This window comes from Nonomuraea sp. NPDC049486 (assembly GCF_040676925.1).
GTDB lineage: Bacteria > Actinomycetota > Actinomycetes > Streptosporangiales > Streptosporangiaceae > Nonomuraea > Nonomuraea ferruginea.
The window spans coordinates 68,032-94,312 of sequence record NZ_JBFAPV010000021.1; the positions used below are offsets into that span (position 1 = coordinate 68,032).

Annotated in this window: 27 protein-coding genes; 15 read left to right on the top strand and 12 right to left on the bottom strand. The window is 71.9% G+C overall.

Features of this window, described 5'->3' with window-relative positions; all coding sequences use genetic code 11:
• The first annotated feature begins 383 nt into the window (after positions 1-383).
• Together AB0K05_RS40025 and AB0K05_RS40030 are read left to right on the top strand one after the other, a co-directional pair.
• Complete coding sequence (locus AB0K05_RS40025; RefSeq protein WP_364236476.1) at positions 384-1,874, top strand: sensor histidine kinase; 1,491 nt, start codon at positions 384-386, stop codon at positions 1,872-1,874.
• A 112-nt stretch (positions 1,875-1,986) separates the two neighbouring features.
• A complete protein-coding gene (locus AB0K05_RS40030) occupies positions 1,987-2,625 on the top strand; it encodes a response regulator transcription factor (protein ID WP_364236478.1) in 639 nt (212 codons plus the stop codon).
• Positions 2,626-2,632: 7 nt separating this feature from the next.
• Here the strand turns inward: AB0K05_RS40030 and AB0K05_RS40035 are convergent, their stop codons facing one another.
• Positions 2,633-3,607: an aldo/keto reductase gene (locus AB0K05_RS40035; RefSeq protein ID WP_364236480.1), complete on the bottom strand. Its 975-nt coding sequence runs from the start codon at positions 3,605-3,607 to the stop codon at positions 2,633-2,635.
• 90 nt (positions 3,608-3,697) lie between these two features.
• On the opposite strand from AB0K05_RS40035, the gene AB0K05_RS40040 reads away from it, so the two are divergent.
• The 3 genes from AB0K05_RS40040 to AB0K05_RS40050 all read left to right on the top strand — a co-directional run bounded on the left by AB0K05_RS40040 (position 3,698) and on the right by AB0K05_RS40050 (position 5,859).
• Positions 3,698-4,330, top strand: a complete 633-nt coding sequence (locus AB0K05_RS40040) for a TetR/AcrR family transcriptional regulator (RefSeq protein WP_364236483.1) — start codon at positions 3,698-3,700, stop codon at positions 4,328-4,330.
• Positions 4,331-4,415: 85 nt separating this feature from the next.
• Positions 4,416-5,321, top strand: a complete 906-nt coding sequence (locus tag AB0K05_RS40045) for an alpha/beta hydrolase (RefSeq protein ID WP_261808579.1) — start codon at positions 4,416-4,418, stop codon at positions 5,319-5,321.
• Between the two features lie 55 nt (positions 5,322-5,376).
• The gene (locus tag AB0K05_RS40050; protein WP_364236486.1) at positions 5,377-5,859 is read left to right on the top strand and encodes a GNAT family N-acetyltransferase; all 483 of its coding nucleotides are present in this window, start codon (positions 5,377-5,379) and stop codon (positions 5,857-5,859) included.
• Here the strand turns inward: AB0K05_RS40050 and AB0K05_RS40055 are convergent.
• A complete protein-coding gene (locus AB0K05_RS40055) occupies positions 5,840-7,012 on the bottom strand; it encodes a hypothetical protein (protein WP_364236488.1) in 1,173 nt (390 codons plus the stop codon). The two genes, AB0K05_RS40050 and AB0K05_RS40055, sit on opposite strands and share 20 nt — an antisense overlap.
• 50 nt (positions 7,013-7,062) lie before the next feature.
• Between AB0K05_RS40055 and AB0K05_RS40060 the strand changes: the two genes are divergently transcribed.
• Entirely contained in the window at positions 7,063-7,626 is a 564-nt protein-coding gene (locus AB0K05_RS40060; RefSeq protein ID WP_219545841.1) for a TetR/AcrR family transcriptional regulator, read from the top strand.
• 28 nt (positions 7,627-7,654) lie between these two features.
• Complete coding sequence (locus AB0K05_RS40065; RefSeq protein ID WP_364236491.1) at positions 7,655-8,551, top strand: SMP-30/gluconolactonase/LRE family protein; 897 nt, start codon at positions 7,655-7,657, stop codon at positions 8,549-8,551.
• Positions 8,552-8,555: 4 nt separating this feature from the next.
• On the opposite strand, the gene AB0K05_RS40070 is transcribed toward AB0K05_RS40065, so the two are convergent.
• Positions 8,556-9,287 carry a TetR/AcrR family transcriptional regulator gene (locus tag AB0K05_RS40070; protein ID WP_364236494.1) on the bottom strand — a complete coding sequence of 244 codons (732 nt, stop codon included), beginning with the start codon at positions 9,285-9,287 and terminating at the stop codon, positions 8,556-8,558.
• 38 nt (positions 9,288-9,325) lie between these two features.
• On the bottom strand, positions 9,326-9,889 hold the full coding sequence (locus AB0K05_RS40075; RefSeq protein WP_271280329.1) for a GPP34 family phosphoprotein: 564 nt from the start codon (positions 9,887-9,889) through the stop codon (positions 9,326-9,328).
• 107 nt (positions 9,890-9,996) lie between these two features.
• Between AB0K05_RS40075 and AB0K05_RS40080 the strand changes: the two genes are divergently transcribed.
• Both AB0K05_RS40080 and AB0K05_RS40085 read left to right on the top strand, forming a co-directional pair.
• Entirely contained in the window at positions 9,997-10,833 is an 837-nt protein-coding gene (locus AB0K05_RS40080) for an alpha/beta hydrolase (RefSeq protein WP_271280328.1), read from the top strand.
• Positions 10,826-11,389 carry a TetR-like C-terminal domain-containing protein gene (locus tag AB0K05_RS40085; RefSeq protein ID WP_271280327.1) on the top strand — a complete coding sequence of 188 codons (564 nt, stop codon included), beginning with the start codon at positions 10,826-10,828 and terminating at the stop codon, positions 11,387-11,389. The genes AB0K05_RS40080 and AB0K05_RS40085 overlap by 8 nt, the downstream gene beginning before the upstream one ends.
• On the opposite strand, the gene AB0K05_RS40090 is transcribed toward AB0K05_RS40085, so the two are convergent.
• Positions 11,386-12,279 carry an NAD(P)-binding domain-containing protein gene (locus AB0K05_RS40090; protein ID WP_271280326.1) on the bottom strand — a complete coding sequence of 298 codons (894 nt, stop codon included), beginning with the start codon at positions 12,277-12,279 and terminating at the stop codon, positions 11,386-11,388. The two genes, AB0K05_RS40085 and AB0K05_RS40090, sit on opposite strands and share 4 nt — an antisense overlap.
• A gap of 77 nt (positions 12,280-12,356) precedes the next feature.
• Between AB0K05_RS40090 and AB0K05_RS40095 the strand changes: the two genes are divergently transcribed.
• A complete protein-coding gene (locus AB0K05_RS40095; protein ID WP_219545834.1) occupies positions 12,357-12,710 on the top strand; it encodes a helix-turn-helix domain-containing protein in 354 nt (117 codons plus the stop codon).
• Positions 12,711-13,052: 342 nt separating this feature from the next.
• Here AB0K05_RS40095 and AB0K05_RS40100 read toward each other — a convergent pair whose 3' ends face one another.
• Both AB0K05_RS40100 and AB0K05_RS40105 read right to left on the bottom strand, forming a co-directional pair.
• Positions 13,053-14,117 (bottom strand): response regulator transcription factor, encoded by a 1,065-nt coding sequence (locus AB0K05_RS40100; RefSeq protein ID WP_345482565.1) that lies wholly within the window; start codon positions 14,115-14,117, stop codon positions 13,053-13,055.
• Entirely contained in the window at positions 14,114-15,433 is a 1,320-nt protein-coding gene (locus AB0K05_RS40105) for a histidine kinase (protein WP_271278791.1), read from the bottom strand. The genes AB0K05_RS40100 and AB0K05_RS40105 overlap by 4 nt, the downstream gene beginning before the upstream one ends.
• A gap of 111 nt (positions 15,434-15,544) precedes the next feature.
• Here AB0K05_RS40105 and AB0K05_RS40110 point away from each other — a divergent pair, with 111 nt between their 5' ends.
• Positions 15,545-16,228 carry an ATP-binding cassette domain-containing protein gene (locus tag AB0K05_RS40110; RefSeq protein ID WP_271278792.1) on the top strand — a complete coding sequence of 228 codons (684 nt, stop codon included), beginning with the start codon at positions 15,545-15,547 and terminating at the stop codon, positions 16,226-16,228.
• Entirely contained in the window at positions 16,225-16,956 is a 732-nt protein-coding gene (locus AB0K05_RS40115) for an ABC transporter permease (protein ID WP_271278793.1), read from the top strand. The genes AB0K05_RS40110 and AB0K05_RS40115 overlap by 4 nt, the downstream gene beginning before the upstream one ends.
• Positions 16,957-17,035: 79 nt before the next feature.
• Here AB0K05_RS40115 and AB0K05_RS40120 read toward each other — a convergent pair whose 3' ends face one another.
• Entirely contained in the window at positions 17,036-17,194 is a 159-nt protein-coding gene (locus tag AB0K05_RS40120; RefSeq protein ID WP_148031854.1) for a toxin-antitoxin system HicB family antitoxin, read from the bottom strand.
• Positions 17,195-17,230: 36 nt separating this feature from the next.
• Here AB0K05_RS40120 and AB0K05_RS40125 point away from each other — a divergent pair, with 36 nt between their 5' ends.
• From AB0K05_RS40125 to AB0K05_RS40135, 3 genes are all read left to right on the top strand, one after another.
• Positions 17,231-18,433 carry a transposase gene (locus tag AB0K05_RS40125; protein WP_271278794.1) on the top strand — a complete coding sequence of 401 codons (1,203 nt, stop codon included), beginning with the start codon at positions 17,231-17,233 and terminating at the stop codon, positions 18,431-18,433.
• 254 nt (positions 18,434-18,687) lie between these two features.
• Positions 18,688-19,161 (top strand): hypothetical protein, encoded by a 474-nt coding sequence (locus AB0K05_RS40130; protein ID WP_364236503.1) that lies wholly within the window; start codon positions 18,688-18,690, stop codon positions 19,159-19,161.
• A 367-nt stretch (positions 19,162-19,528) separates the two neighbouring features.
• Positions 19,529-20,962 (top strand): serine/threonine-protein kinase, encoded by a 1,434-nt coding sequence (locus AB0K05_RS40135; protein WP_364236505.1) that lies wholly within the window; start codon positions 19,529-19,531, stop codon positions 20,960-20,962.
• Between the two features lie 4 nt (positions 20,963-20,966).
• On the opposite strand, the gene AB0K05_RS40140 is transcribed toward AB0K05_RS40135, so the two are convergent.
• From AB0K05_RS40140 to AB0K05_RS40155, 4 genes are all read right to left on the bottom strand, one after another.
• A complete protein-coding gene (locus AB0K05_RS40140) occupies positions 20,967-21,848 on the bottom strand; it encodes a hypothetical protein (RefSeq protein WP_364236507.1) in 882 nt (293 codons plus the stop codon).
• 478 nt (positions 21,849-22,326) lie between these two features.
• Positions 22,327-23,430: a type IV toxin-antitoxin system AbiEi family antitoxin domain-containing protein gene (locus AB0K05_RS40145; protein ID WP_364236510.1), complete on the bottom strand. Its 1,104-nt coding sequence runs from the start codon at positions 23,428-23,430 to the stop codon at positions 22,327-22,329.
• Between the two features lie 313 nt (positions 23,431-23,743).
• Positions 23,744-24,337 (bottom strand): DUF6461 domain-containing protein, encoded by a 594-nt coding sequence (locus AB0K05_RS40150; RefSeq protein ID WP_364236512.1) that lies wholly within the window; start codon positions 24,335-24,337, stop codon positions 23,744-23,746.
• A 604-nt stretch (positions 24,338-24,941) separates the two neighbouring features.
• Positions 24,942-26,141 carry an MFS transporter gene (locus AB0K05_RS40155; protein WP_364236514.1) on the bottom strand — a complete coding sequence of 400 codons (1,200 nt, stop codon included), beginning with the start codon at positions 26,139-26,141 and terminating at the stop codon, positions 24,942-24,944.
• Positions 26,142-26,281 lie beyond the last annotated feature (140 nt).

Here is a 26,281-nt window from a genome sequence, read left to right on the forward strand (position 1 = left end):
GCAGCCTAGGCAGCGGCGGCACCCCGGGTCGTCACGCCGCCGAGCGATCCTCTCCCTCCCTGCCTCCAGCGACCCGGCCTCCCTCATACGGGGGACTCCGGCGTTTCCGGTCACCGACGTTCCCCACACTCCGGCACCTCCGGGCACCGACGTTCCCCACACGAGGGATTCCGGCGCCTCGACGTTTTGGGGCACCGGAGGGAGCCGCGCCCGCGTTCACTTCCCCGCGAGGCGGACGGTCGTGGATCTCTCATGCGGGGGATTCCCCGGCTCCTACCCACCCTTCTCCTCCGTGCGGGCTGAAGGTTCTGTCCCGCCGTACGCCCTCTTCGTCCCTCGTACGAGGGATGTCAGCCTTCTGGTGAGCCGAGAGAATGGCCGTCGTGGGTGGAGGAACGTACGGGCGATGGGTCATGGGGCACGCGCCCGTGGTGGCGGGGGTGTCGGCGGCGGTGCTGGCGGTCGGCGAGATCGCCCTGCGGGCGGAGGGAGCCCGGCCGCTCACCCTGGCGATGCTCTTCCTGGTGGGGCTGGCGACCACGGCCCCGCTGGCTCTGCTGCCCGGGCAACCGGCCGTGGCCGCCGCGGTGGTGACCGTGTCGGTGCTGCTGTCCCTGACGGCGTTCCAGACCCTGACCGTCGCGGGGGCGGCGGCCCAGCTCGCCTGCGGGTACCGGCTCGGGCGGCACGGCTCCTGGCGACTCGCCGTACTGCTCGCGGCCCCCTTTCCCCTGCTGGCCCTGTTCCCTGCCCTGACCACGACCGACGTACGAGTCCCGGCACAAATCTTGACCCCAGCACCGTCGCAACCCCCGACCCCAGGGCTTTCACCATCAGGAGAGCCCACATCCACCACAGAACTGACACCACACGAAAGGCTCACGCCGTCACTCGGGCCGACCTCCACGGGAGCGCCGCACTCCACGGGAGCGCCCCACTTCACGGAAGCGCCCCACTCCGCGGGAGGGCCGGTCTCCGCGGAAGCGCCGCACTTCACGGGAGCGGCGGACTCCGCGGGAGGGCGACACTACGCGGAAGAAGCGGACTTCAGGCGGGGGTCGGCCTCTGCGGGAGGGGCGGACTTCAGGCGAGGATCGGACTCCGCTGGAGGGGCGGCGGGGTTGGTGTTGGTGCTGGGGTCGCTCGCTCCTGCGGCGGCGCTGGCGGGGACGGCGCGGCGGGCGCACGCGGACGCCGCGGCCGGGAGCGCGGCGCGTCAGGAGATCGCCGGGACCCTGCTGGAGCACACGGCCCGCGGCGAGCGCGCCCGCATCGCCCGTGAACTGCACGACGTGGTGGCCCACCATGTCTCCATGGTCGCCGTGCAAGCTGAGTCGGCAAGGCTGGCCGTCCCCGGGATGCCCGCCGCCGGCGCCGAACGGCTGTCCGCCATCGGCGACACGGCCCGTGCCGCGCTGACCGAGATGCGGCGGCTGCTCGGCGTGCTGCGCGAGGACACCGAGGCGGAGCGCCGCCCGCAGCCGGGGCTGACGCTGGAGGAGCTGATCGAACTGGTCGACGAGTCAAGGGACGCTTCCGGGTCCGCCACGAGGCTCATACTCAGCGGCACGCCGGTCCCGCTGGACCCGGGCGTCGAACTGGCCGCGTACCGCATCGTGCAGGAGGCCCTCACCAACGCCCGCCGTCACGCCCCCGGCGCCGCGGTCGACGTGGAACTGCGCTACGGCGGCGACGGCCTGCGCCTCCTTGTCCGCGACAACGGCGGCACGCTCCCCACCGGCCCGGACGGCGGTTTCGGCCTGGCCGGCATGCGCGAGCGCGCCACCGCCGCCGGAGGCGACCTCCGAGCCGGCCCCGCCGAGGGCGGCGGATTCCTGGTGGAAGCCCACCTACCACGAGAGGCGACGGCATGAAGGCGACCGCGTTCCCGGTGAAACGCCGCCGACCGGAAAGTACGACGTGAGCGGCGAACACGCCCCCGGACCAGCACCCCCGGCCGGGAAAGGTGGCGGGCGGGTTCGGATCGTGGTGGCCGACGATCATCTGGTGGTGCGTACCGGGTTCGGGGAGTTGCTCGACACGCAGCCGGACTTCGAGGTGGCCGGCACCGCCGCCGACGGCGCGGAGGCGGTGCGGGTGTGCGGCGAGGTCCGGCCGGACGTGGTGCTCATGGACGTGCGCATGCCGCGCATGGACGGCATCGAGGCCACCAGGCGGCTGGCCGGCTCGGGCCCGAGGGTGCTCATCCTGACGACGTTCGACCTGGACGAGTACGTTTACGACGCGTTGCGGGCCGGGGCCAGCGGGTTCCTGCTCAAGGACGTCACCGCCGAGCGGCTGTTCGACGCGGTACGGGTGGTCGCCGCCGGGGACGCGCTGCTGGCCCCGGCCGTGACCAGGCGGCTGATCAGCGAGTTCGCCCGGCTGCGGCCGGAGACGGAGGCGGTGCCGATCGCCGCGCTCACCCCGCGCGAGACCCAGGTGCTGCGCCTGCTCGCCGAAGGGCTGTCGAACCCGGAGATCGCCGCCCGGCTCACGGTCACCGAGGAGACGGTGAAGACGCACGTCAGCCGGGTGCTGGCCAAGCTCGGGCTGCGCGACCGTACGCAGGCCGTGGTGGCCGCGTACGAGTCGGGCCTGGTGGTGCCGCGCACCCGCCGGTGATCCGAGGTCACTCCCAGACGGGGAGCATGCCCTGCGGGTAGCGGGCGCCGTAGCCGCCGGTCGGCAGGATCTCGGCGATCCGCGTAAGGTCGGCGTCGTCGAGGACGAGGTCGGCGGCGGCGACGTTCTCCGCCAGCCGCTCGGGGCTGCGGGTGCCGGGGATGGGCACGATGTCGTCGCCCTGGGCGAGGAGCCAGGCCAGGGCGAGCTGGGCCACGGTGGCCCCCTTGCCCGCGGCGAGCTCACCAAGCAGGCGGGTGGCCTCCAGGTTCTTCTCGTAGTTGCCCGGCTGGAAGCGGGCGTCCCAGCTGCGCATGTCGCTCTCGTCGTACTCGGCGCCGGGCTTGGCCTGGCCGGTGAGGAAGCCGCGGCCGAGCGGCGAGTAGGCGACGAACCCGATGCCGAGCTCGCGCAGGACCGGGAAGAGCGCCTCCACCTCCCGCTCGAACAGGGAGTATTCCGTCTGCAGGACCGAGACGGGATGGACGGCGTGCGCCCGGCGGATGGTGCCGGCCCCGGCCTCGCTCAGCCCGAAGTAGCGGACCTTGCCGGCGTCGACCAGCTCCTTGACGGTGCCCGCCACGTCCTCGATCGGCACGCTGGGGTCGACGCGGTGCTGGTAGAGCACGTCGATGACGTCGACGCCGAGGTAGCGCAGGCTGTTGTCGACGACCTCGCGGATGTGCTCGGGCCTGCTGTCGACGCCGCCCTGTCTCGTACCGGTGAAGTCGAAGCCGAACTTGGTCGCGATGACCACCTCGTCGCGCACCGGCGCGAGCGCCGCGCCGACGATCCGCTCGTTCTCGCCCTGGCCGTAGAGCTCGGCGGTGTCGAAGAACGTCACGCCCAGCTCGTGGGCGCGGCGGATGGTGGCCTCGCCCTCCTTCTTGTCCGAGGGGCCGTAGGCGAAGGAGACGCCCATCGCTCCGTAGCCGATCGCCGAGACCGTCAGGCCCTGCCGTCCGAGGCTCCGCTGCCGCATGATGCTCACCTTCCCGTGGGTGAATGTAAGAGCACTCTAACATCAGAATGTGAGAGTACTCTAACATCCGGAAAGGGGGGATCGTCCACCGTGAGCAGTCCCACGGCGCCGCGCCGCCGCTACCATCACGGCGACCTGCGCGCCGGCCTGGTCCGCGAAGGCATCGCGCTCCTGGCCGAGACCGGGGTCGCGGGCTTCTCCGTGGCCAAGGTCGCGGTGCGGGCGGGCGTGTCGTCGGCCGCGCCCTACCGCCACTTCCCCGACCGGGAGGCGCTGCTCGCCGCCTGCGCGGCCGCCGTCATCGGCGAGATCACCGACCTGCTCGCCGAGGCGGCCGAGCGTGCCGGGCCCGACCCGGCCGACCGGCTCGCCGCCACCGCGAGCGCCTATACCCGCTACGCGCTGGACCATCGCGCCGGCGTCGAACTCGTCTATACCCACGACTTCGCCGCCGAGCACTGCCAGACCGTCCACGAGCAGAGCCGCCGGCTCACCGACACGCTGACCCGGCTGGCCGCGGACGTGCTGCCCGCCGACACCCCGTGGGCCGAGCTGCTGGACTTCGTGTACGTGCACCTGTCGACGGCGCACGGCTACGCGACCCTGCTGGCGAAGGGCGGCCGCCTGCCCCGCGACGCCGACGCGCACGCCGCGCGCGCCCGGACGGCGGCCCGTGACCACATCGCCGGCTACCTGGCGCGCCGCGCCGCCGGACAGCCCTGACCCGGGCGGGCCGCGCCGATCGGCGCACGATCCGGTCACGATGCCCGACGGTTGGCGGCTGATCCCCGGCGGCGAGGACGCGAGTATGGCTGGCATGGATCCCGAACTCGAAGCGTTCATCCCGCTGTTCCCCCGCGCCGACCTGACTGACCCGGTCGTCGAGCGCAAGAGCTTCGCCGAACTCGCCACCTCGGTCCCGGCGCCCGACACCTCGAACATGGACGTCGAGGACCACACGGTGCCCGCCGACCCCGGCGTGCCCGTACGGCTCTACCGCCCGCACGGGGCGCAGGGCGCGATCATCTGGCTGCACGGCGGCGGCTTCGTCATGGGCGACGTGGACACCGAGCACCCGTGGGCGGCCAGGCTCGCGGACGTCTCCGGCACGACGGTGATCTCGGTGGGCTACCGCCTGGCCCCCGAGAACCCCTTCCCCGCGGCCCTGGACGACGGCTACGCGGTGCTGGCCTGGGCGTCCGAGCACGCCGCCGAGCTGGGCCTCGACCCGGCCAGGATCGCGGTCGGCGGTCACAGCGCCGGGGCGGGGCTCGCGGCGGCGATGGCGCTGCGCTCGCGTGACCAGCAGGGGCCGCCGATCCGCTTCCAGCTGCTCAACCAGCCCGGCCTCGACGACCGGCAGCAGACGTGGTCGGCGCGGAACTTCACCGACACGCCCTGGATGAACCGCGCCAAGGTCACCGCGGCCTGGGGACACTACCTGGGCTCCGCGCCCGCCACGCCGTACGCCGCACCGGCGCGGGCCACCGACCTGTCCGGCCTGCCGCCGGCCTACATCGCCACGGCGGAGCTCGACCCGAACCGCGACGAGGACATCGAGTACGCGCTGCGCCTGCTCCAGGCCGGCGTGTCGGTCGAGCTGCACCAGTGGTCCGGCACCTTCCACGGCTCGCAGGCCATCCTGTCGGCCGAGGTGTCACAGCGGCAGATCGCCGAACTCGGCGCCGCCCTGCGCCGCGCCCTGGCCGGGTGAGCCACCCGGTAAAGCCCGTTGCCCGGCGGCGAGCGGCCTCGCTAACGTCGGGGGGATGGTCAGAGCGCGCAAGGCGACGGCGGCGGACGCCGCGGAGCTGGTACGGCTGCGAGCGGTGATGCTGGCGAGCATGACCGGCCGCGAACCGGCGGACGACGGGTGGCGCGAGGCCGCCGAGCGGAGGCTGCGGGCGCGGCTGGACGAGCCGGACCCGCGCATGCTCGCCTTCGTGGTGGACGCGCCGGGCGGCGGGCTGGCCGCGTGCGCGACCGGCACGGTCGAGGAGCGGCTCGGCGGGCCGGGCGCCCCCGAGGGCCTGGTCGGCTACGTCTTCAACGTCGCCACCCACCCGGAGCACCGGCGGCGCGGCTACTCGCGGGCCTGCGTGACCGCCCTGGTCGAGTGGTATCGCGAGCGCGGCATCGTCACGGTCGACCTGCGCAGCTCCGCGGAGGGCGAGCCGCTCTACGCCTCGCTGGGCTTCGTACGCACCCACGACCCGGCCATACGGCTGCGGTTCACGGAGCCGCGCCCGTGATGAGCCGCCAGCCCTCAGGTTCGAGGGCGTACGCGGTCACGCTGCCCGAGGCGAACCACCGCCAGGCGGCCGGGCGCACCAGCGTGGCCCCGGCCGCGGCGGCCACCAGGGCCATGGCGCGCGGGTCGAAGCCCGGCGTGAGCTCCTCCGTGCCTCCCTCGTAGGGACCGCGGCGGAGCACGGCGCCCGCCAGCTCGGCCAGCACCGCGGCGCGGCCGCGCGAGGCCGCGCCCAGGACGGCGAGCAGCAGCTGGTGCGTCCGCACGCCCGGAACCGCGGCGGGCTGCGGCCGGGCCGCCCGCCCCAGCGCCAGGTCGAGCAGGGGCGTGATCAGGTCGACCCCCGACAGCAGGGCGTTGACCGGCTCGACCAGGCGCGGGTTGACGTCGATGAACGCCGGCCCGTCCGCGCCCAGCACCACGTCCGCCGACAGCGCGCCGTGCCAGCCAAGCCCTTCGCCCAGGGCCCGCAGGTGCTCGCGCACCTCCGGCAGCGCCACCCCGCGCTTGTGCCCGGCGCCGCCCCTGGCGCCCTCCCGCACCCGCAGGCAGGCGTGGAAGGCCACGAGCGCCCCGGTGTCGAACACCGACTGCACCATGGCCAGCGGCCCTTGGACCTCACGTTGCACCAGCAGCTCCGGCTCGCCGTCCCACGAGGGGCCGAGCGGCTCCCCCGGCCCGGCGAGCCGCCGCACGCCGCTGCCGGCGGTGCCGATCGGCCGTTTCACGTACGCGGGATAGCCGTCCCACCCGGCCAGGTCGCGTACGACGGCGGACGCCGGCTGCGGCAGCCCGAACCGGGCCAGCGTGGCGTGCGCGGACACCTTGTCCTGCACCGCGGCGAGCGCCGCGAAGGGCGGCACGGCGGTGGCGGTGCCGGCTCCGTCTTCCCGCGACAGCACCGCGACCTGTTCCTGCGTCGGCAGCAGCACGTCGAACCCGCCCCGCCGGTAGACGCCGGTGGCGGCCTCCAGCCAGCCGTACGGGTCGGCGCCGTAGGAGGGCACCCGGTGCACGCGGCGGACATGCCGGGTGAACGCGCACAGGCAGCGCGGATCGGGCGAGAGCGCCTCGACGTGGTGCCCCGCCCGCGACAGCACGGTGGCGCACTGCCGCGAGGTGACGCCCGACCCGTCCGACAGCAGGATCCGCATGGCCGCCTCCCGTTTGTGTATGAAGTAAGCGTACGTCATATACTTACGTCATGGGCAGACCCGCGCAGATCAGTCGTCCCGCCGTCCTGGCCGCCGCGCTGGAGGTCGCCGACGAGCACGGCCTCGACGCGGTGACCATGCAGGCCGTCGCCGCCCGGCTCGGCGTCACCGCGATGGCCCTCTACCGGCACGTACGAAGCAAGGACGACCTGCTCGACGGGCTGGTGGAGGCGCTGCTGACCGAGTTCCCGCCGCCGGACCCCGGCCTGCCGTGGCGCGAGCGGCTGGCTCTGACGGCCACCGCGGTCAGGGCCTCGGCGGGCCGCCATCCGGCGGTGTTCCCGTTGCTGCTGCGGCGGCCCGCCGAGACGGACCAGGCACGGCGGGTGCGCGACGGCGTGCTCGCGGCGCTGCGCGAAGCCGGGCTCGACGACGAGCGGGCCGCCCGCGCCGAACGGCTGATCAGCACCGCCGTGCTCGGGTACGCCGCCAGTGAGGCCGCCGGCCGGTTCGGCCACCACGCGCGGGAGGTGCGGGACGCCGATTTCGAGATTCTCCTGGACGTCATCGGCGCGTGTGTCGATCCGGGCGGGAGCCGTTCGTGTAGGGAGTGAGACCCACGACCACGAGAGGGACGAGACCATGACGGCACCGCGCATCCTGATGGACGGCCTGGGCATCGGCGAGTCGCCGCGCTGGCACGACGGCCGGCTCTGGTTCTGCAACTGGGGGGACGACGAGGTGATCGCCCTGAGCCCGGACGGCCGGGCCGAGGTCGTGTTCTCCGAGCCCGGGGTCGGCGCCCACTCGATCGACTGGCTGCCCGACGGCCGGATGCTGATCGTGCCCAAGAACACCGACCGGGGCCGGCTGCTGCGCCGGGAGGCCGACGGCTCGCTGGTCCCGCACGCCGACCTCAGCGGCCTGCCCTCGGGCTTCAACGAGATCGTGGTCGACGGCCGCGGCAACGTCTACGTCAACGGCGCCGACTTCGACTTCCTCACCTTCCTGGAGAAGGCCATGGCCGACGGCATGGACACGCCGCTGCACGAGCGACCGGACTTCGTGCCCGGCTACATCGCGCTGATCACCCCCGACGGGCGGGCCCGGCAGGTGGCCGGCGACATCGCGTTCCCCAACGGCATGGTCGTCTCACCGGACGGCCGTACGCTGATCATCGCCGAGTCGTTCACCGGCAAGCTCACGGCGTTCGACGTCGCGTCCGACGGGAGCCTGTCGAACCGCCGCACCTGGGCCGCCGGGCTGGGCCCCGACGGGATCTGCATGGACGCGGAAGGCGCGGTGTGGACCTCGACCGGGGGCAACGAGGTGGTGCGGGTGCGCGAGGGCGGCGAGGTGCTGGAGCGGGTCGAGCTGGACCGGGGCCCGTTCGCGTGCATGCTGGGCGGCCCGGACGGGCGGACGCTGTATGTCGTGGCCGCCGAGTGGAACCCGTCCGACCCGTTCGGCGGCCCGCGCACCGGCCAGGTGCTGGCCGTCGACGCCCCGGCCCCGCGGGCGGGCTGGCCGGGACACTGACAGGTCAGCGGGCGCGGCGCGCGACGAGCGCCTCGACGCCGTCGAGCAGCAGGTCCAGGCCGAACGTGAAGTCGGCGTCGTCCGTCCAGCCCTCCGCCCCGCGGAACGCGCCCTCCCGCACGGCCGCCGACAGCGCCGGGTAGGTCGCGGGGTCGAGCAGCGCGTCCAGCATATGGCCGTAGTCTGCGGCCCCGGAGAGGCCGTCGTAGCCGTCCGGGGCGGGGGCGCGCATCGCGTACGTGAGCATGGCGTCGGAGGCCGCGTACCCGGAGAGCGTGGTGGCGGCGCGGACCCGCTCCCCCGCGTCCAGCCCGGCGTCGCCGAGCGCGGCCAGCGCCCGGTCCAGCCAGAGCATGGCGCGCGGGCCGGCGGGCGGGACGGACCGGTCGACGGAGAGCAGCCAGGGCCGGGCCAGCAGGAAGTCGCGGTTGGCACGGGCCCACCGAGCGAGGTAGTCGCGCCAGGGCAGGCCGTCACGCTCGGGAGGGTCGGGCGCGGCGCTGTCGGCCATGATCGTCAGCAGCTCGGCCTTGCTGCCGACGTAGCGGTAGAGCGCCATGGTGGCCACGCCGACGCGGGAGGCGACGGTGGCCATGGAGACGCCGCCCAGCCCTTCGGCGTCGGCGATCTCGATGCAGGCGGCCACGATGCGCGCCAGGTCGAGCCGCGGTTTCGGGCCGCGGCGCGGCACCGGCTCGCGCCCCCACATCCGCGCCACCACCGGCGGCAGTTCCATGGCGACCAGCTTAGCCGCGGCTGATCAGCGGAGAGCCGCTAGAGCGTGCCGTTGGCGGCGGCGGGCCAGGCGAGCTCGGCGACGATCGCCGACTCGACGGCCACCCGCAGCCAGTGGTCCCTGGTGAGCCCGTCGATCTTGCGTGCCCGCTCCCGCCTGGGCAGGTCGCGGAACCACCGGCGGTGCAGGTCGCAGGCGCGCATGATGGCCAGCAGGGCCACCGTGTCGTGGTGCGCGGGCAGGCCGCGCAGGGCGGTGAGCAGCCTGTCGACGATCGCGTACTCGGCTCCGTACTCGGGCGCCGACAGCCGCGTCACCGTCCGGTCGTGGAAGAGCCCGCGCGCCGGCCGCTCGCAGACGACGACCCTGCCCTGCTCGCGCAGCGCCGCGATGCGCCGCAGGTGGGGGCGGCCCGCCGCGACGCTGACGATCCGCTGCGGCAGGCCCGGCTGCGGGCCGTGCCGGGCGAGCTCGGCCGCCGCCAGCCCGAGGTCGAGGTGCGGCGGCAGCCTGACCTTGCCGTCGCGACCCATAACCCATCCGTCGGAGGACGCGCACAGGGCCAGGATCAGCAGCTCGTCCGCCATCGCCAGCCGCGACATGCCCGTAGCCTACGCCGGGCCGGGCGACCGAGACAGACCCGGATCCTTGACATCGCTGGCTAATGACATTAGCTTTCAAGCTATATATCGTAGCTGGAGGCGGGACCATGACAGAGACACTGGAACTGGAAGGCGGGCGGCTCGGATACGAGGTGTCCGGGGAGGGCCCGCTCGTCGTGCTGGCGCCCGGCATGGGCAACGACCGCGCCGCCTACCGGTTCCTGGCACCGCGGCTGACCGCCGCCGGATACCGGGTGGCGGTCACCGACCTGCGCGGCCACGGCGACTCGACGCTCGGCTGGTCCTCCTACTCGCGCACCGACACCGCGCACGACCTCCTGGCCCTGATCCGCCACCTGGGCGGGCCCGCCGTGATCGTGGGTCACTCGTTCTCCGGCGGGGCGGCCACCATCGCCGCCGCGCGGGAGCCCGAGCTGGTGCGCGCCGTGGTGGAGATCGCCCCGTTCACCCGCCCCCAGCAGCCGGACCTGGGCGGGCTCGTGCGCAACCCCGCCTACCGCAAGGGCATGTCACTCCTGATGGCCACCGGGACGCTGCGCAGCCTCGGCCTGTGGAAGCGCTATCTGGACCACGCCTACCCGGGCCGCAAACCGGCCGACTTCGCCGCCTACCTGGACGAGCTGGGCCGCGACCTGAGCAGGCCCGGCCGGATGGCGGTGATCAGCAAGATGGGCATGGCCGCGCCCAAGGACGCCGGCGCCCAGCTGGCCGGCGTCCGCTCCCCCGCGCTGGTCGTCATGGGCACGGCCGACCCCGACTGGAACGACCCGCGCGCCGAGGCCGAGGGTGTGGTCGCCGGGATGCCCGACGGGATCGGCCAGGTCGTCATGATCGAGGGCGCGGGCCACTACCCGCACGCGCAGTATCCCGACGAGGTCGCCGGGGCCATCCTGACCTTCCTGAAGGAGCGGCTGGATGGCTAGGGCCGCGCTCTCGTCCAAGGCGGTGGTCGGCCTCGCACTGGAGATCGTGGACGAGTCGGGGCCGGCCGCGCTCACGCTCGCCGCGGTCGCCGCCCGCGCCGGGGTGGCGCCGCCGTCGCTCTACAAGCACGTGCGCAACCTCGCCGAGCTGCGGGTGCTGGTGTCCGGCCAGGTCATGGAGGAGTTCGCCGAGCACGGGAACGCGGCCGTGCTCGGCCGCTCGGGCGACGACGCGCTGCGGGCGCTCATGCGGGCCTGGCGCGCGTACGTGGTCCGCAACCCGCACCGCTACGCCGCCATCCTCCAGTCCCCGGAGCCCGCCACCGCCGCGATCGCCGAGCGGCTGGTGGACATCCTGCTGGCCGCGCTGCGCGCGTACGACCTGGAGGGATCGCAGGCGATCCACGCCGCGCGCTGCCTGCGCGCCGCCGCCCACGGGTTCGCGGTGCTGGAGACCGGCGGTGCCTTCCAGCTGCCGGAGGACCTGGACGAAAGCTACGAGCTGCTCATCGACATGGTCATCGCGGGCCTCCGGCGAGAGCCGCCCCGCTCCTAGTGAGCCGCCGGAAGCAGGGACACCAGGCCTGCCAGGCCCTCGTCGCCATGCCCCTGGGCCACCCGATGGCGCATCAGCTCCATGTACGGGACGAGCAGCCGGGAATCCACGCCCTGGTCCCGCGCCGTGGCCAGGAGCGAGTCGTTGCCCGCCGCCATCATGGCGAGGTTGGAGGTGACGCCCTCGGTGTAGTCGCCGCTCACCAGCTGCGCGGCCATCTCCTGGCTGCTGCCCGCCATCGCGCCGAGCCACTCCGCGAGCAGCCCGGCGAACCTGGCCAGGTCGAGGTCCTTCTCCCGGCTCACCAGGGCGAAGGCGTGGGTGATGCCCGCGAGCATGCCGGTCATCGCGCTGAGCAGGGCGATGTCGTGCAGCGCCGCGTGGCCGGGGTCCTCGCCGACGAACTCCGCCCCGGCCGGGACCTCCAGCGCCTCGCGGTGGCGGTCGAACAGCTCCCGGTCGCCGCTGTAGAACACGTAGCCGCCGGTCTCCGGACGGCCGATCATCGGGGGGACGGCCATGATCCCGCCGTCCAGGAAACGGGCCCCGCGCTCGCCCACCCAGCGGGCACGCCGCCCGGCCTGGGCGGGGGTGCCGGTGGTCAGGTTGACGACGTCCTTGCCGTTCAGGTCGGCGCCGTCCAGGGTCTCGCCCACGGAGTCGTCGTCCAGCAGGCAGAGGACGACGGGACCGGCGGCCGACGCGATCGCCTCCGCCGCCGTGTCCGCCGCCCGCGCGCCGCCGCGTACGAGCGGTTCGGCCTTCTCCCGGGTACGGTTCCACACGGTCAGCGGATGCCCCGCGGCGAGCCAGGAGTGGGCGAGCGCGGTCCCCATGTCGCCGAGGCCCAGGAGGGTGATGGGAGTCTTCGAGGTGATGCCGGTATCCATGTCCACCAGGTTCGGGCACGCCCTGGACCATGATCAAGTACGCACTCTTTTGTGGGTGGTTACCTTAAGGTAAGTGCATGACCAGGCGAGACACGTACGTGTGCGGCATCGACGCGGCCATCGACGTGGTCGGCGGCAAGTGGAAGGTGCTCATCCTCTGGGCCCTGGACGAAGGCCCGCTCCGGTTCGGCGAGCTGCGCCGCGGCATCCCCGGCGTCACCGAGAAAGTCCTCACCACCCATCTGCGCGAGCTGGAGAACGACGGCATCGTCTCCCGCGACGAGGCCTTCGAAGGGGCGGTGCGCCGGGTCGCCTACACCCTCACCCCGCTCGGCGTCTCCCTCAACGAAGCGCTGGCACCGCTCGGCGACTGGGGCCGGAAGCACCTCCTCAGCGAGCATCACGAACCCGGCGAAGTGTCCCCGCGCTGAACTCCCCCCGCTTCACAGTCGGGCCACCCGCGAGCGGAAGCAACACCTCGTCCCACGGCATCGCCAGACCACTGGCCTGACAGCGGTACGGCGCCCGCACCGGACATCCCGTCCCCACGCAGGACCAGACCACCGACCTACCAGCGCTACGGCGCTCGCTGACGTCCCGCCCTCACGGCGGAACCAAACCACCGCCCCTACCAGCGGTACGACGCTCGCTGACGTCCCGCCCCCGTGCCGGACCAGACCACCGACCCACCAGCAGTACGACGCCCGCACCTGATGTCCCGTCCCCATAGCGGGATCAAGCACTGACCTACCAGCGGTATTGAACTCCGGTCCTCATGGCGGGGCCAGACCTTGGCGGAAGGCGTAGGTGACGGCTTGGGCGCGGTCGCGGACCCGGGTTTTGGCGAACAGGTTGTTGATGTGGGTCTTCACGGTGGCTTCGGAGATGTGGAGTTGCCCGGCGATCTCCGCATTGGACCGGCCCTGGGCGATCAGCCCGAGCACCTCCACCTCCCGCTGCGTCAGCCCGTCAGGCCGCCTCGGCTGAACATTCCCCGGCCCGGCCTGGTCACCCCGCCCCGCTGCACCCCTCCGCCGCCCGTTGATGTCCCGGCCCCTGCTGAAGCCCTGTCCGACATCAGCGCCCCCGCCTTTGTCGAAACCTCGTCCGACATCAATGCCCCCACCCGCACCGGATTCCTGTCCGGCGTCAGTGCCCCCGCCCGCGCCCTCGCCGAACCCCCGTCCAACATCAGCGCCCCGGCCAGTGCCGAACCCCCGTCCAACATCAGTGTCCCCGCCCGCGCCGAAACCCCGCCCCACGCCAGTACCGAACCCCCGTCCAATATCAACACCCCCACCCGCGCCGAATCCCCGCCCATCCCCACCAGCGTGGGCGTTCCCAGGCGCCGCGTACCCCCACCTCTCCTCGATACCTGGTCCCGCTCCAGAGCTCAGAACCTCGCGATCCCCAGGACCGCCCGCCACGGTCTCCGCCAGGCGGCGTTGCACCGGAGGCGCGAAGTGTGCTTCGCCGTCAGCCACCACCGAGATGGCCCTGGCCAGGGATTCGGCGTCGGTGTCCTTCGTCAGGTAACCCCGAGCCCCGGCCCTCAAGGCTGCGAAGACAGACTCGTCGTCGGAGTACGTCGACAACACCACGACCTCGGTACGGGGGTGCTCCCGTCGGATGATCCGCGTCGCCGCGACCCCGTCCATGCGAGGCATGCGCAGGTCCATCAGCACGACGTCCGGGGCCAGTTCGGCCACCAGCCTGACCGCCTCCTCGCCGTCACCGGCGGCGCCCACCACCTCGGTGTCCGGGAGCAACCCCAGGAGCAGCACCAATCCTTCGCGCACGACGGTCTGATCGTCGGCCACGAGCACGCGCACCGTCATGCCGGCACCCGCAGCACCACCGCGAACCCTCCGTCGTCGGCCCCCGCCGTCAGCGACCCCCCGATCAGCTCCGCCCGCTCACGCATGCCGATCAGCCCGTAACCCGCACCACTTCTCGCGGCCATCCGCCCGCCCGGCTCCACGGCTCCCTCACCAACCCCATCCCTGACACCCCCGATGTCGGCGTCGCCTGACGAACGTGGGCCGTCACTGCCTGACGAGTGGGGCCAGTCAGTCGTGTGCCCGATGCCGTTCCCCTGCTGAGCGCTCCCGTTGCTCAGGGCAGGACCGTTGCCCGGAGGGCTTCCCGCGTCAAAGAGGCCGGGACCGGGCAGGCGGGCCGCAGGGGCGCCGCCGTCGCGGATCTCCAGCTCGCACCAGCGGCCGAGCAGGCGCAGCGACACCTCGGCCGGCGCGCCGGGAGCGTGCTTGCGGACGTTGGTGAGCGCCTCCTGGGCGGTGCGGGCGACGGCGAGCTTGGCCTCCGCCGACAGCCCGGCTGCCCCAGGATCGACGGTGAGCACGCACGACGCCCCGGTGGTCGCGCGGAACTCGGCGGCGAGCCGTTCGAGGCGCTCCGGCAGCGGCAGGTCCCTGCCGCGCAGCGTGTCGAGAGCGCGACGGGTCTCCTCCAGGCCCACCCTGGCCAGGTGGACGGCCCGCTCCACCCGGTCGAGCGCCAGCGCCGGGTCGGCGCCCGTCCTGAGCAGGACACGGGCACCTTCCAGATGGACGATCTGCGCGGACTGCGCGTGGGCCAGGATGTCGTGGACCTCACGGGCCAGGCGGGCACGCTCCTGCAGCACCGCCTCGCCCGCGCGGGCCTCGGCCACCTCGACCGCCTGCCGCTTGGTCGTGGACACGTGCCAGATCAGGAACGAGAACACCACCGTGTAGGCCATCCCCGCCGTCATCCCCCACGCCGCCGCCATGTCGAACCCGGTCAGGTAGGACACCAGCGGCAGGGCGGCCAACAGGAGCGCGGTCAGCGGGACGGCGGCGCGCAGCCGTACCCTGTGCGGCGCGGCGATGGCGGCGAAGAAGGCGAAGCCCAGGCCGGTGTAGGGCTCGATCGCCTGCATGGCCGCCGCCCCCACGACGGTGACCAGGAGCGGTGGCACGTTGTGGCCGGAGACGGCGCGGGAGCGGAGCAGCCAGATCGCGCAGCCCCAGGTGGTGGCCCCGACGAGCAGCGCGAGCAGAGTCTCCTGGGCCGTCGCCCTGGAGTGCGCGATCGCGATGGGCCCCCAGAGCAGATAGAGGGCCACGAGGGCGAGCCCCGTGACGCGGGCCGCCCGGCTGCGGAGAAATGCCACGTCCCCCAAGGTAATCGCGGGCCGCGCCCCGCACATCAACCCGTGGTTGGAGAACGGAAATCAACCCCTGCGCCCATGCGCGACGACCCCGCGATCACCGATCGTAAACGCATGACCTCGATCCGCGTCCATCGTCTGCGCAAGTCGTTCGGCAAGCTCCTGGCCGTCGACGACCTGTCCTTCACCGTGCCCGAGGGCACGATCACCGCCTTCCTCGGCCCCAACGGCGCCGGCAAGACCACCACCCTGCGCATGCTCCTCGGGCTGGTCAGGCCGACGTCCGGCGAGGCCGTCCTCGGCGGCGTGCCCTACCACGAGCTCGACCGCCCGCTGGAGCGGGTGGGCGCGGTCCTGGAGGCCACGTCCTTCCATCCCGGCCTCACCGCCGCCACCCATCTGGAAGCCGTACGGATCGCGGCCGGCCTTCCTGCGGCCCGGGTCGCCCGGGTGCTGGAGCAGGTCGGCCTCGAAGCGGCCGCTCACCGGAGGGTCGGCGGTTTCTCCCTGGGCATGCGCCAGCGGCTCGCCCTGGCCACGGCCCTGCTCGGCGAGCCTGACACGCTCATCCTGGACGAGCCGGCCAACGGGCTCGACCCGGCCGGCATGCGCTGGCTGCGCGGCTTTCTGCGCGCGTACGCCCACGAGGGCCACACGGTGCTGATCTCCACCCACGTGCTGGCCGAGGTCGAGCAGATCGCCGACCACGTCGTCATCATCGCCGCCGGGCGGTTGCGCTGGAGCGGCCCCCTGGCCGGAGCCGGTCTGGAAGACCTCTACCTGGAGGTGGCGGGATGATCCCCCTCATCAGGGCCGAGCTGCTCAAGGCCCGCGCGAGCCGCACGACCAGGGTGCTGGTGGCGGTCACGCCGTTGTTCTGCGCGCTGTGGGCCTGCCTGCCCGCGCTGATGCCGGCCGCGTCCGACGCCGTCCGGATGGCCAACGTCTACAACATGGCGCAGCAGGCGTACGTGTTCACGATGATCATCGGCATCCTGGGGATGTGCGGCGAGTTCCGTCACGGGACGATCACCTGGAGCTTCCTCGCCAGCCCCCGCCGGGGCCGGGTGGTGCTGGCCAAGCTGGCCGTCTACGGGCTGGTGGGGCTGGCCGTCTCGGCGCTGTCGGCGCTCGCGACGCTGGTCGCGGGGGCGGCGCTCCTGTCGTCGCAGGGGCATCCCGCGCTGAGCTCCGACGTGCCGTGGGTGCTGACCGGCGCGGTGCTGGGCAGCACCCTGTACGCGCTGCTCGGGGTCGGGCTCGGCGCGCTGATCCGCCACCAGGTGGGCGCGATCGCCCTGGCCTGCCTGCTGTTCATGTACGGTGACGCGTTCCTGGCCTGGCTGGTGCCCGACGTGTTCCGGTGGCTGCCGACCGGGGCGGCCAGGGCGCTCGGCGGCATGCGGCTCGACTCGGGCGGCGAGCTGTTGCCTGCCTGGGGAGGCGGCCTGCTGTTCGCCGGCTACATCGCCGCCGCGGTGCTCGCCGCCCGGTTCATCACTCTGCGGCGTGACATCACCGGATAAACCGGAGGATGCTCCGGCCTTAAGGCCGGGGAGGAATCCGGTTGTCCGCGTAGCGGGGCCAGGAAGCAGCGATTCGCCTTCAAGGTGAATCGCTGTTCACCCGGGGAGTGCCGATTGCGGCCTCCAGTAGGTGCACGATCTCGGCATTGAGGGATCGCCGGTCGGTCTTCGCCTGAGCGGTAAGCCGGGCGTGGAGGTCGGCGGGTAGTCGAAGGGTGATGCGCACCTCGGTTTCCATGCGTTCATGGTGGCATGCCAGAGGCATAATGACACCATGACGACACCAAATGATGCCGAGGGGGCCGAGCATGCCCGGTACACCTACCGGCTTCGCGTGTCGTCCAACGCACTCGCGGCGCTACTGGCCGAGTGGGACCGGTGCCGGTGGGCGTGGAACCAGTGCGTGGCCACCTCCCGCGCCGCCCACAAGGCTCGTGAAGAGTGCGGCCCCGCCCGGCTTGACAAGATGCTGACCGGTTGGCGCGCTGGGAACGCCTGGCTAGGCGAAGGCGCGTGCGTGCCGCAGCAGCAGATCATCCGGGATTTCGCCAAGTCCCGGGCGAAAGCGTTGAAGGACATCAAGGCCCGGCTGCCCGTCATGCAGCGCGCGGGGATGCCGGAGTTCAAAATGAAACACCTGGCGAAGCCGACGCTGAGCTACACGCGGCGCGGTTTCCGGTTGAGGGACGGTCGCCTGCACGTGGCCGGGGGGATCGTGTTGACGGTGGTGTGGTCGCGGGATCTGCCCGAGGAGCCGTCCAGCGTGCGCATCTACCGCGACAGCCTCGGCCACTGGTACGCCTCCTTCGTCGTGCGGGCTGAGATGCGGCCCCTCCCGCAGACCGGTGCCGTGATCGGCATTGACTGGGGCGTCACGGAGACCGCGACCACCACCAGCGGCGACCATGACCTGCCCTACGCCGGGCATGGGAAGAAGGCCGCCGCCCGGCTGGCCCGATACCAGCGGCAGATGGCCAGGCGGAAGCCCGCAAAAGGGAAGGCGGCCTCGAACGGTTACCGACAGGCCAGGCAGCAGGCCGCCAAGGCGCACAAGAAGGTCGCCCGGCAGCGGATCGACACTGCCCGCAAGTGGGCCAAGAAGGTCGTGCGTGACCATGATGCGCTGGCCGTGGAGGACTTCCGGCCGAAGTTCCTCGCCAAGTCCACCATGGCCCGCAAGGCGGCCGACGCGGCGATCTCGGCCACCAAGCACGAACTGATCAACATGGCGCGCAAGCACGGCAGGGACCTCCGGCTCGTGCACCCCGCGCACACCACCATGGACTGCGGACAGTGCGGAGCGAGAACCAAGCACGCACTCCCGCTGTCGGAACGCACATACACCTGCACCGCGTGCGGAACCGTGTCTCCCAGGGACAAGAACTCCGCCCGCGTGATGCTCGTCCGGGCTGGTCTGAACCCGGCTGGTGCTGATCGTGGAAGACCTCTCGTCCCGCTGGGGCAAGAGGCAGCGTGAGCCAGAAATCCCCTGAAGTCCCTGAAGGGCCGGGAAGAATCCCCTTCCTTCAGGGAGGGGAGCAGTCAATTGACCGGTTTTCTCAGATGGTCTTCATGTTCCACAGAGGTCGTCTTCAGGCGGCCCGGCGAACATGGGTTGCGCAGGCCTCTGACGTGGAAAGACGGTTTCACGATGAAAACGGTGAGAATGAACGCGCCTCTCATGGCTCACACGGCCGGTGCGAGCCTCGTCACGGCGTCGGCGGGTGCGCGGTGAACCCGACGCTCGTGCGGCGCGCCCTGGCCGCGCTGACCGTCATCGCCATCTTCGGCGCCGGCTTCGAGCTCGCCGTGGAGCGCCACTGGCGCAGCGTCCAGCAGCTCGTGCCGTGGGCGGCGCTGGCGCTGCTCGCCGTCGGCGTTCTCCTGCTGCTGGCCACCCGGCTCTCCGGCACGGTGCGGGTGATCGCCGCCGTGGTGCTGCTCGCCTCGGCCTTCGGCGTGTTCGCGCACGTGTCGGCCAACATGACGGTGGGGTCCTTCTCGGGCGCGCTCGACGGAGTGTCCATGATCGGGCAATGGTGGCACGCGTTCACCAAGTCTGTCGGTGACGCCCCGCCGCTGGCCCCCGGCATGCTCGCCCAGGCGGCCCTCCTGCTCCTGCTGGCCACCTACGTCACCGGCCGCACCTCGGCGGGCAGGCACGCCGAGGCTCCGGTGGCGGTCAAGGAGCCGGCCGAGCGATGACAGGGCTGACCGGCTTCGGACGAGGGTGAAGCCGGTCGGCGAGTCACCGGAGGTGTCCGGCGATCAACCTCGGCGAGGGTCGGTGAATCTGAGTCTTCCCACCTCCATCAGGCTCGACCGCTGAGGAGCTCACTGATCTCGGACCGGCAGCCCTCAGGTGGGACACAGGGAAGCACTGCGGCGTGCCTGCCCTGACTCCCGGGCGGGCCGCCGGCGTTTCTGCTTGATCCACGAATCGTCACTAAAATCTGACATGATCCTGGAGAATCCCGGCGTGCCGGTGGCAGCTCGCCCAACGTGCGTGGAGGAGATCATGTCCGCTGGCCCGTTGGAGCCGGGAGACCCACGTGTGCTCGGGGCGTTCCAGGTGGTCGCACGCTTGGGCGAGGGCGGCCAGGGGGTCGTCTACGAAGGGCGGAGCGCGTCCGGCGGTCGCGTTGCGATCAAGGTTCTCAGGGGTGGAAACGATCCCGACACCCGCCGCCGGCTGGCCAGGGAGCTGGAGTCGGCCCGCCGTGTGGCACCCTTCTGCACGGCCCGCGTGCTGGAGGCCGAGCCTGACGGGCCGGTGCCGTACGTGGTGAGCGAATTCGTCGCGGGCCCGTCATTACAGGAGCGGGTACGCGCGGGCGGTCCCCTGCGGGACGGCGACCTGGAGCGGCTGGCGGTCGGCACGGCCAGCGCCCTCGCGGCCATCCACGGCGCCGGGGTCGTCCATCGGGACTTCAAACCCGCCAACGTGCTGCTCGGTCCCGACGGGCCACGCGTGGTCGACTTCGGCATCGCCCGGCCGCTCGGCGACGGCACGGCGTCCTCGACGATGTCGGGGACGCCACCGTACATGGCGCCTGAGCAGCTCAAGGGAGAGCACGGGTCTTCAGCGGCCGACGTCTTCGCCTGGGCCGCGACCATGGTCTATGCGGCGACCGGGCGGGCGCCGTTCGGCAGCGACACCGTTGCCGCCGTCTTCCACCGCATTCTCACCCTGGAGCCCGACCTTTCCGGCATTCCGCAGAGCCTGCGCGAGACCTTGGCCGCTTGCCTGTCGAAGGATCCCCGGGCCCGCCCTTCTGCCCGGTCGCTGCTGATCCGCCTGGTCGACCCCGGGGCCTCCACCGTCACGGTTCCCGACGTCGGCCCGGTTCCCAGCGCGTACGTCCCCCCGGACTGGCCGGCCCCGAGCCCGACCAAGGTGCTGCCGGCCGTCGACGGATCGACGGTGCGGGGGCAGGGCGACTTCTCGTACGGCGAGACGGTCACCCGGCGGAGGACGCGGCCGGCCCTGCCGTTGATCGCCGTCACCCTGGCGGCTCTCGCGACGGCCGGTGTGCTGTACGCGACGGGGACGATCGGCGTCCCGGCCGAGGGCGGCGAGGCGACGACGCAGACGGCGTCCGATCCGCCCGCTGACCGGGAATCGGCCTCCGGGCGGACACCGACGTCATCTCCGGAATCGTCGTCCAGATCGGCTACGGCCGGGACGGGCGGGATCCCCGAAGCCTTCGCGGGGACTTGGACGGGACAGGTCATCTCGCAGGACGACCGTAAGAAGAGCGTCGAGGTCACGGTCACCCTGCCGGGCGGGCAGAGCGCCGGGACGTGGGCCGCCGGCGACTGTGACCAGCAGGCCACGCTGACTCGCGTCAGGAGCGACACCGTGCTCGACATGGCCGTGGCGCAGCGGGATCGGTGCGTGGGCGGAGACATGACGCTCACGCTGAACGCCGCCGGGACACTGGACCTCGTACGGCAGGAGGGCGCGGGCTCGCTGGAGTACCGCGGGAGCCTGCGCCGTTCCTGACCGTTCAGCCGGCGCGCGCGATCTGGAAGGAGTACGCCCCGGTCTTGGCCTCACCCGACCTGACGACCAGCGCATAGCGCCCGTCCCCGCCCGACAGTGGGATGTCGAACTCGTAGCCGCACAGCGGGATAGGCTGCCGGGCTTCGGCGACGCTCTTCTCCGCGGCGTCGTACAGTTCCAGCTGGATGGCCGTGCACGCCCCCGCGCCCCCGAGGACCTTGACAGCCGTCGCGCCGTCGGAGTCGAACTCGAAGCGGTCGATCTGTCCGGGAACGTCCAGCCGCCCGGCCCCGTCGGGGCTGCCCTCACCGATCTGCAGGCCGACCGCCACGGGGAAGGTGCGGACCTTGACGGTCGCGATCCGGAAGCTGTACGCGCCTATGACGTTCGTGTTCCCCCAGACCTCCAGCCGGTGCCCGCCCACCTTGGTCAGTTTGAAGAGCGAGGTGCCGAAGCTCATCGCGACGCTGGACGGGCCCAGCGGTTCGCCGTCGACTTCGGAGAACACCTGTAACTGGATGTCGGCACCCTGCATGTCGGCGACGTAGAACTCCTTGGCGTCGCCCAGGTCCAGGGTGAACTTGTCCTTCTGCCCCGCCCGGGTCAGTTCGGCCGAGACCGTGCTGCCGTCGGTCAGGGTGCCGCCCGGCTCGACCGCCGTCGAAGGCTCGTCATTCGCTTCCTGGGCCGGCGCGCTCTCCGCCTGAGCGGGTGCGCTTTCCGTGGGCACGCTGGTCGTATGGCTGGTCACGGGTGCTGGAGCGGTCTCAGCGCCCCCGGTCTCGCCACCGGCGAAGCCGCATCCCGAGAGCACAAGCAGGATGAGTACGAGGACGGCACTGGTGCGGCCGGGGGCGACTCTGCGCACCACAGAGAAATCTGTCATGTCACCCATTCTTCGGAGCCCGCTTACAAGCCGATTGCCCGCAACTATCCTCGCGCCGGAAGGCCGTGGGAAAGGCCGTTTCCCATCACCTCTCGGCGTCCTGGACCCCGGCCTCTACCGAGACCCGGAGATCCCCAACAACACGCTCGTGCATCCGTACTTCACCTTGCACACCGACCGCGGCGTACCGTCCGAGGCCGACCTCCTCGTGCGGGCCTACGCGGCGGCGCCCGAGGAGCGCGGCGCGGCGGTGGTGGCGGCGCTTGAGGGTTTGTGCGGCGACCCGGGACTGCGCGAGCGGTCCGCGGCCGGGACGAGTTGCTCTTCCAGCTCAGTGCGGCCGAGCCGGCTGACCTTCGCGAGTCAGTCGCCCGCGTCATCGCAGCGAGCGGCCGGTCGGCGTGCGGTAGCGGTGGCGACGGAGCGGCACGGGCAGACTCAGAGAGTTGAGTCTGCCTCGCCTTTCAGGGAGTCGACGCTACCGGGACCGGCGCAGCCGCCCGACGATCTCGGCGGCGATCTGCCGGCTCAGCCCGTCGTCGGCAGGGTGCTGAGCACCGGTCGGATAACGCAGCTCGGCCAACAGGACGGCGACCCGGCTCTGCGCTTCAGCGACGCTGTCGGCAGCCGTCAGCTCTGCATAGGCCCGCAAGTTTCTCGGCGTCAGTCCGGACGGGTCGAGGTCCGGCAGGAAGTAGGCGACGAAATCCGGTCCGGCGGTCGGGAAACTGTGGGCCGGAGCGAGTGGCAGCATGGCGTCATGGACCTCCTGAAGGTCCACCAGATCGCGCCGGACGGCTTCCTGGAGCGCGCGCCCGAAGTCGTCGTGGTCGGTGCCGCCCCGCATCAGATCCAGGATCGTCCGGAACGGCGTGGTCACCGGAATGCCTTCGACGACGGTGACGTCCGCCGCCGCCAGCCGTTCGACATGGATGATCGTGGCCCGTGGCGCGGGCAGCTCGGCCGGCGCGGTGAAGATCGTCCGCGGCACGGCGAGCGCCCCGAGGCCGAGCAGCCGGGCCGCCGACTCGTGCGACAGCACGGCGTCGTCGGTCGCGGTCTGCGGCCGCTCCCAGCTGAACCGGTCGGGAGCCAGCGCCAGCCACGCGGCGTAGGAATAGCCGTATTTGAGTGCCACCGAGCTGGCGGCGTGCTGGTAGACGCCGTGGTCGAGCTCGGTCAGCAGCCCGGCTTCCCGGAGACGGTCCAGCTCGCCGTCGTCGACCCCGAGCCGGGCCAGTTGGGCACGGGTCAGGAAACCCTGCTGCCGCGCCGCCGCGATCGACAGCTCGTAGTACCGCTCGTGCGACATGCGCCCTCCCGTGGCGTCCGTTGCCGCCGCGGTATTCAAGGCGTAGTCGACGGGCACACCAGCCTCCGGCTCGAAGTCGAAGTCGATGATGTCCTCGGGAACCGCGAACGGCTGCCGGTCGCCGAACAATCGCCGACGGCGCTCCGCCTCCTGGCGGCGAATCTCCTCGTGGGCTCGCTCGACCACCTCGGGGCTGAAGGTCCGCTGCCTCCAGCGCTGCCCGTCGGTGTCGTCTGCGCCGGGGTTCGCCTGGTCGCTCTTGTCGATCATGTCGTCCTCCTTCCCCAGAGTAGACCCGAACGTCGACCCTCGGGCCTGACACAGACTGCGGTCGGCGTGATGCGCCAGATGGCGGATTTGGCAGAACGCGGCGTGGTGCGGCTCCTCAGGGGTTCGTCGGGAGGTCGGGAAAACGGACCGGGAGCATGGCGAACGCGACACCTGCCCCAGCTCCCCTCTCGCTCGTCCCCGGCGAGCAATCGTCATGTCGCCCGGTCGGAGCTAATGGCACGCTAATGGCACGGATGACACGTTCTCATCGACCTGCCACCGCGACCGACTGTAGGGGCGTTGGATCCGGTCATCAGTCACGGATCGCGGCACCGAGGAATGGTGTGCTGAGCATGTCCTCCGAGAAAGAAAAGCCAGTGATCTTCTTCGCCAGAGCGAAAGACCGGGGGAAGGGGGCGTCGATACCGGGCCCCTCCCAGGACAGGCCGACTTCGCGCATCTCGCTGGCCAGGCGGTCGGGATCACTGCCCCAGCGTGTATCAGGAACCAATTGATCGAAGCTCGTGACCTCTTCACTGTCGACCGCGTAGACGAAATAGTCCGTGGCATGGAGGTTGCGATAGATCGACACCACCTCAGTCGCCTGAGAGAGGCTGCGGAGTAGGCGCTTGTTGAGGCCGATCGATCCAGTCCAGAGCTGGATCAGAACGGTCCAGCCGTTCATCTCCAGCGCGCCCACATAGCTGGTGCGCATGTTGTCCGAGTCGATGTACCTCATCGTTCGTTCTTGGTGCTCTTCGAAGGTCACCTCTCCGATCCCGTTGCAGTCTGCACCTAGACGCGTCAACGCCTCACGAGGGCTGAGGGATCGGGCAAAGGTGACACAGGAGACGTCATAGAACGGGCCATGCTTTGCGAGCCAGCCAAATTCTTCGTGTACGTCCATCACCGTAACTCCCGTGATCAGTCACATGCATGATGGCAGCCGTCACCGACAGGGGCAGCACCTCGACGACATACGCCTGAGCGACAATAGGCACGGACGGAGTTGGAGCCACGTTCTCCGGTGAGCCAGGGTGAGAAAACGAACCCTGGATCGTCGACCGCCCCCAAGCACGTACGGGGTTCAGCCATGCAGTGGCGATCGTAGGGCTGCATCTGTGCGGCGGCGCGGCAACCCCGGTCCGAGCGTTCGACTGGTACGGCGGGGCAGGCGTGCGGTGCCCGGCCCGGTGTCCCGCCGCGATCCGGAGGGCGCGGCGAACGTGCTGGCAGAGTACGTCGCCCGGTGAAGGCGGGCACGGCTATCAAGTTCAGCCGCCCGGCGTCAGCGGCACGACGTCGGATGACGCACCCGTCATCGCGCCGAGTCAAGGAATTCGAGCCATCCGTCCCGGCTGGGCGAGGCCCGGCACCAAAGAACGCCCGAGCACGGCGAGGCCCTTCGTGGACGGGCGGGCGTGCGGGGTCAAGGGAAGCCCGGGGCAACGGGTGGGTGCGGAGGATATCCATGGTGTACAGCACCGGATTCGAACCAGTGAGGCGAGGGGTCACCGGATCCGGCGGACGGATGGGGCCGTCGTGGCGGTGATGGCCAGGAGGAGGAGCCAGGCCGCCAGGGTCAGGGTGGCGGGCTTGGGTCCCCAGGCGGCGATCATGGCGCCGCCCGCCATCGTGCCCGCCGACAGGGCGCCCATGGTGAGCGTCTCCAGGGCGGCCGAGGTGCGGCCGCGCAGGTGGTCGGGGGTGATGGCGAGGCGGTGGCTGGTCATGGCCACCGAGTAGACGGGCGGCAGCACCGATTCAGCGAAGGCGACGAGGCCGAGGAGCAGGGCGTCGGGCGCGGCCGCGTACAGGGGGAAGACGAGGGCCTCCACCCACAGCATGGCCGCGGCGAGGCGGCCGATCGGGAAGCGGCCGGCGAGCCGGGCCGCCAGCAGTGAGCCGAGCAGCGACCCGGCGGCGGCCGCGCTGAAGATCAGCCCGATCTGCTGGGGTGAGGCGCCCACGCCCTGTGCCAAGGTGATGATGACCAGGTAGCCGGCCCCGTACCTGAGCATGTCGCCGGTCTGGAGCAGCCCGAACAGGCGGATCACCGGCTGCCGCCACAGCCAGGTCAGCCCTTCGCGGATCTCCGCGACGAGGCGGCCGGGCCCCGGCGGGCGGGTCTCCTCCTGGAAGGACGCCCGCATGAGCCGCAGGCTGGCGGCCGAGGCGACGAACGAGACGGCGTTCACGGCGAACGGCACGGTCCGGCCCAGCCCGTGGACGGCCGCGGCGAGGGTGGCGCCGCTGACCCGCAGCGTGTTGAGCGTCCCCTGGGTGACGGCGAGGGCGCGGGCGAGCTGGGCGGGGCCGACGATGGTGGGCAGCGCGGCCGTGCTCGCCGACTGGAAGAGCGCGTGCAGCACGCCTCCGAGCGCCGCGACCGCGTACAGGTGGGGCAAGGTGAGCCGGTCCAGCCAGAGCGCGGCGGCGACGCCGGCGGCGAGGGCGGCGCGGCCGAGCTCGCACCAGATCATGGTGCGCCGGCGGTCCCAGCGGTCCACGAGCGCGCCGGCGGCCAGCCCGACGAGCAGGTAGGCGGCGGTGTTGACGCCGAGGACGAGCCCGCTCTGCGCGGCCGACCCGGTCATGGCCAGCACGAGGAGGAGGAAGGCGAAGTCCTGGATGTGGTCGCCGGCGTTGGAGACGATCTGGCCGGACAGGAGCAGGGCGAAGTTCTTGTTCCGCCTGAGGGCGGTGTTCATATGGTTACACTCCGTTAGCGCGTACGGACACAAGGCGGCTGAAACCTCGTGCCGGGCGCTATTCGATCGGAGCGGTACGCATGCCGCGGAGGCTAGCAATGACCCGTGGCGGGCCGCACCGGGTTTTCCGGCCGAAGAAG

Bases quoted from the DNA above. Each gene is read 5' to 3' on its own strand.
- AB0K05_RS40060 (WP_219545841.1), top strand. From the start codon at position 7,063: ATGGGCAGACCCGCGCAGATCAGTCGTCCCGCCGTCCTGGCCGCCGCG.
- AB0K05_RS40155 (WP_364236514.1), bottom strand. From the start codon at position 26,141: ATGAACACCGCCCTCAGGCGGAACAAGAACTTCGCCCTGCTCCTGTCC.
- AB0K05_RS40095 (WP_219545834.1), top strand. From the start codon at position 12,357: ATGACCAGGCGAGACACGTACGTGTGCGGCATCGACGCGGCCATCGAC.
- AB0K05_RS40045 (WP_261808579.1), top strand. From the start codon at position 4,416: ATGGCTGGCATGGATCCCGAACTCGAAGCGTTCATCCCGCTGTTCCCC.
- AB0K05_RS40140 (WP_364236507.1), bottom strand. From the start codon at position 21,848: ATGACAGATTTCTCTGTGGTGCGCAGAGTCGCCCCCGGCCGCACCAGT.
- AB0K05_RS40125 (WP_271278794.1), top strand. From the start codon at position 17,231: ATGACGACACCAAATGATGCCGAGGGGGCCGAGCATGCCCGGTACACC.
- AB0K05_RS40035 (WP_364236480.1), bottom strand. From the start codon at position 3,607: ATGCGGCAGCGGAGCCTCGGACGGCAGGGCCTGACGGTCTCGGCGATC.
- AB0K05_RS40145 (WP_364236510.1), bottom strand. From the start codon at position 23,430: ATGATCGACAAGAGCGACCAGGCGAACCCCGGCGCAGACGACACCGAC.
- AB0K05_RS40085 (WP_271280327.1), top strand. From the start codon at position 10,826: ATGGCTAGGGCCGCGCTCTCGTCCAAGGCGGTGGTCGGCCTCGCACTG.
- AB0K05_RS40050 (WP_364236486.1), top strand. From the start codon at position 5,377: ATGGTCAGAGCGCGCAAGGCGACGGCGGCGGACGCCGCGGAGCTGGTA.
- AB0K05_RS40070 (WP_364236494.1), bottom strand. From the start codon at position 9,287: ATGGAACTGCCGCCGGTGGTGGCGCGGATGTGGGGGCGCGAGCCGGTG.
- AB0K05_RS40150 (WP_364236512.1), bottom strand. From the start codon at position 24,337: ATGGACGTACACGAAGAATTTGGCTGGCTCGCAAAGCATGGCCCGTTC.
- AB0K05_RS40100 (WP_345482565.1), bottom strand. From the start codon at position 14,117: ATGACGGTGCGCGTGCTCGTGGCCGACGATCAGACCGTCGTGCGCGAA.
- AB0K05_RS40075 (WP_271280329.1), bottom strand. From the start codon at position 9,889: ATGTCGCGGCTGGCGATGGCGGACGAGCTGCTGATCCTGGCCCTGTGC.
- AB0K05_RS40110 (WP_271278792.1), top strand. From the start codon at position 15,545: ATGACCTCGATCCGCGTCCATCGTCTGCGCAAGTCGTTCGGCAAGCTC.
- AB0K05_RS40115 (WP_271278793.1), top strand. From the start codon at position 16,225: ATGATCCCCCTCATCAGGGCCGAGCTGCTCAAGGCCCGCGCGAGCCGC.
- AB0K05_RS40080 (WP_271280328.1), top strand. From the start codon at position 9,997: ATGACAGAGACACTGGAACTGGAAGGCGGGCGGCTCGGATACGAGGTG.
- AB0K05_RS40065 (WP_364236491.1), top strand. From the start codon at position 7,655: ATGACGGCACCGCGCATCCTGATGGACGGCCTGGGCATCGGCGAGTCG.
- AB0K05_RS40055 (WP_364236488.1), bottom strand. From the start codon at position 7,012: ATGCGGATCCTGCTGTCGGACGGGTCGGGCGTCACCTCGCGGCAGTGC.
- AB0K05_RS40120 (WP_148031854.1), bottom strand. From the start codon at position 17,194: ATGGAAACCGAGGTGCGCATCACCCTTCGACTACCCGCCGACCTCCAC.
- AB0K05_RS40090 (WP_271280326.1), bottom strand. From the start codon at position 12,279: ATGGATACCGGCATCACCTCGAAGACTCCCATCACCCTCCTGGGCCTC.